Genomic DNA, 3,319 nt, shown 5'->3' on the forward strand with positions numbered 1-3,319 from the left:
CCCCCCCCCCCCCCCCCCCCCCCCCCCCCCCCCCCCCCCCCCCCCCCCCCCCTCTCCTGGCGGCACAGACGACACTCCAAATCCAGCGGTGACAGGACTTGGGACCCGTCCTCCCCGGACCAGCGCCAAGACGTTCGAGGAGGCCTCCCCGCCGCGCAGACCCCTCCTCGAACGTCATGCCACCACTCCTCTGTCCGGTACGACACTGGAGCGACAACGTTTTGACAACGTTGTCGGTTCATCCGCCGCGAGAACTTTGCCGCGTTCGGCGGAGGCCGTCAACGGTGCGTGCGCGCTCGGCCGTCGGGCCCCCGCCCGCGCCCGGCAGGCCTGACCGGCCGTCAGTCCGTTGCTGCCGCAGGCGAAACGGGGCCGCCGGTTCCGCGAAGACGACGCCCGGCGCGTTCAGCGCACCGGCGGGATGGACACCGACATCACCATCTCGACCGGACTCGCACCGTCGTTGCGGTAGGTGTGCGAGACGTTCGCCTCGAAGGCGGCGGAGCTTCCCGCGGGCACGGTGTGCGCCGATCCGTCGACGACCAGGGTCAGTTCGCCCGCCGAGACGTGGATCAGCTCCGTGGTGGCCGGTGGGTGCGGGTCGGACGCGCTGGCGTCGCCGGGCATCAGCGTCCACCTCCACAGCTCGCGCGGCCCGTCCGACTCGCTGCCGACGAGCAGGCTGGCGTGGCTGCCCGCCGGGGTGGACCACATCCGCACGGTCTGGTCGGCGCCGACGATCCTCACCTGCGGCCCGCGCTCGAAGTCGAGCAGGGTGGCGATGCTGACGCCGAGCGCGTCGGCTAGCTTGACCGTGGTGCCGACGCTCGGGTTGGTGCGTGCCTGCTCGATCTGGATGATCATGCCCCGGCTCACCCCGGAGCGCTCGGCGAGTGCGTCGAGCGTCAGCCCGCGATCGGCCCGCCGGCGCTTGAGGTTGCGGCCGAGCGCCTGGGTGAGCTGATCGAGGTCCACGACCGTCCGTCCGTCCAATATATTCGATACATCAGTGCAATAAGGTGCACTACAGTGTCGCTGGCGCCGTACTCCAGCAGAGTGCACCGGGGCGTCCACCACACTGTACTGCGAGGCTTCCCGTGACCGTCCTGTTCGCCCTGGCCACGAGCGTGCTGTGGGGCTTCGCCGACTTCGGCGGCGGGCTGCTGACGCGCCGCACGCCCGCGCTCACGGTGGTCGTGGTCTCCCAGTCCGTGGCCGTCGTCGTGCTCGGCGCGATCGTCGTGGCGACCGGCGGGTGGCACGAGGGCGGCGCCCGGCTCTGGTACGCGGTCGCGGCGGGCGTGGTGGGGCCGGTGGCGATGCTCTGCTTCTACAAGGCGCTGGCGCTCGGCCCGATGGGCGTGGTCTCGCCGCTCGGCTCGCTCGGCGTCGCCGTGCCGGTCGCGGTGGGCATCGCCGTCGGCGGCAGGCCCGGACTCGCCCAGCTGGCCGGGGTCGTGGTCGCCGTGGCCGGCATCGTCCTCGCGGGCGGGCCCGAACTGCGCGGCGCCCCCGTGCAGCGCCGGGCGGTGCTGCTGACGCTGGTCGCGGCGCTCGGCTTCGGGTCGGTCATGGCGCTGATCTCCTCCGCGTCCACCACCGTGACCGGGCTCTTCCTCGCCCTGTTCGTGCAGCGCGTGACCAATGTGGCGGTGGGCGGAGCCGCCCTGTGGGCGTCGGCACGGCGGGGCGCGCCCGCGCTGCCCAAGGAGCGGGACGGCAGGACGGGCGCGCGCGTGCTGCTCGCCGCGCTGCCCGCGCTCGCGTTCGTGGGTCTCGCGGACGTCGCGGCCAACGGCACGTACAGCGTCGCCGCCCAGCACGGTCCTGTGACCGTGGCGGCCGTGCTCGCCTCGCTCTACCCGGTGGTCACCGCGCTCGCCGCGCGCGGCATGCTCGGCGAGCGACTGCGGGCGGTGCAGGCGGCGGGTGCGGGGCTCGCGCTCGTCGGCTCGGTGCTGCTGGCCACGGCCTGAGAAGGCAGCCGGCCGGCGCGCCCGTCAGCCGTCCGCGCTCAGGCTGCCGCTCTCTTCAGTGGTGACAGTGTGGTCCGTGGTGACCGCGCTCTCCGTGGTGCCCGGACCGCCAGTGGCGCCCGTACCGTCCCGCTGGAACGGGACGGGGGGCGCCGGGGTGCGCAGCGGCGGCTGCCACCCCTCCTCATCGTCGTAGCGCCGCACGATCCTGGCGGGGGCGCCCGCCACCACCGCGTGGTCGGGCACATCGCCGCGTACGACGGAGCCCGCGGCGACCACCACGTTCCTGCCGAGCACGGCGCCCGGCAGCACCACGGCGCCCGTGCCGAGCCAGCACCCCGGGCCGATCACCACGGGCGCGATGCGCGGCCACTGCTTGCCGACGGCGGTGTCCGGGTCGTCGTAACTGTGGTTCGTCGTCGTGATGTAGACGTAGGGGCCGCAGTACGTGTCCCGGCCGATCGTCACCGCCGTGTCGGCGATGACGTGGCTGCCGCGTCCCAGCACCACGCCGTCCCCGATGACCACGTAGGGGTCGGGGCCGAGGTCGAGTCCGGGTACGAGCCCGGCAGTGAGGGTGACCTGCTCGGCCACCACGCAGTGGTCGCCGAGCTCGATCCACGGCTCGCCGAACACCGTCCCCTGCGGGAACGCGAGCCGGGTGCCGGGGCCGATCCGGCGGAAACGCGTACGGCCCGGGCGCTCGGCCGTCACCGCGCCCGCGTCCTGGATCCACCGCCAGCCGCGGTGCACCGCGCGTGTGGCCGTGCGGCGCCCCAGGGCGGCCAGCGCCTCGTACACCTCTTCGCTCTTGCGCACGGGCAACACGTTAGAGGACGGCGAAAGGGCCGGGCGCGCTGCCCGTGGGGCCGCCGGCGGCGGACGGCGACAGACGGCGGCGAAGGGCGGCGGACGGCACACCGTGACCTCCTCTACCACGGACCACCAGTGCCGCGCACGGGTTCTCCCGTCAACTCCCTCCCACGGGTGGCCTGACCGCATTCCGTGCGTACCGGCGCGAGCACGCGTGGTTGCATGACGGCCACATCTGGAGCGCACCCCAACCCCGAGGGACCGCGGAATGTCAGTGCCTGTCGCCCCAAGATCGCGCCGTCAGCACGAGGCGCGGTCGTCGCTCGCCCTCCCCCTGACCCTGCTCGTGGTCGCCGCCGCCGGCGTGGGCGTGGTCTCGGCCACCGCACCGGGCGCGGCCCGCGGCTGGGTGGTGGGTACGGCCGTCGCCGGCTGGCTGCTGCTGGCCAGATCCGATGAGCACACCTCTGAACTTTTGTCTCCGATCTATCTCGTTTGCCCTCTTCTCCCTCATATAAGGGGGGGGGGGT

At 73.5% G+C, this 3,319-nt stretch carries 3 protein-coding genes and 1 pseudogene; 2 read left to right on the forward strand and 2 right to left on the reverse strand.

Annotated features, from left to right (window positions below):
• Nucleotides 1–405: 405 nt before the first annotated feature.
• Complete coding sequence (locus JFN87_RS32635; protein ID WP_307865684.1) at nt 406–975, reverse strand: helix-turn-helix domain-containing protein; 570 nt, start codon at nt 973–975, stop codon at nt 406–408.
• Nucleotides 976–1,097: 122 nt separating this feature from the next.
• Between JFN87_RS32635 and JFN87_RS32640 the strand changes: the two genes are divergently transcribed.
• Entirely contained in the window at nt 1,098–1,976 is an 879-nt protein-coding gene (locus tag JFN87_RS32640) for an EamA family transporter (RefSeq protein ID WP_209346070.1), read from the forward strand.
• A 24-nt stretch (nt 1,977–2,000) separates the two neighbouring features.
• Here JFN87_RS32640 and JFN87_RS32645 read toward each other — a convergent pair whose 3' ends face one another.
• Nucleotides 2,001–2,795, reverse strand: a complete 795-nt coding sequence (locus JFN87_RS32645; RefSeq protein ID WP_209346072.1) for an acyltransferase — start codon at nt 2,793–2,795, stop codon at nt 2,001–2,003.
• 262 nt (nt 2,796–3,057) lie between these two features.
• On the opposite strand from JFN87_RS32645, the pseudogene JFN87_RS32650 reads away from it, so the two are divergent.
• Nucleotides 3,058–3,319, forward strand: a pseudogene (locus JFN87_RS32650) (hypothetical protein); the annotation flags it as partial.

It is taken from the genome of Streptomyces montanisoli (genome assembly GCF_017813245.1).
In the GTDB taxonomy this organism is placed as follows: Bacteria; Actinomycetota; Actinomycetes; order Streptomycetales; family Streptomycetaceae; genus Streptomyces; species Streptomyces montanisoli.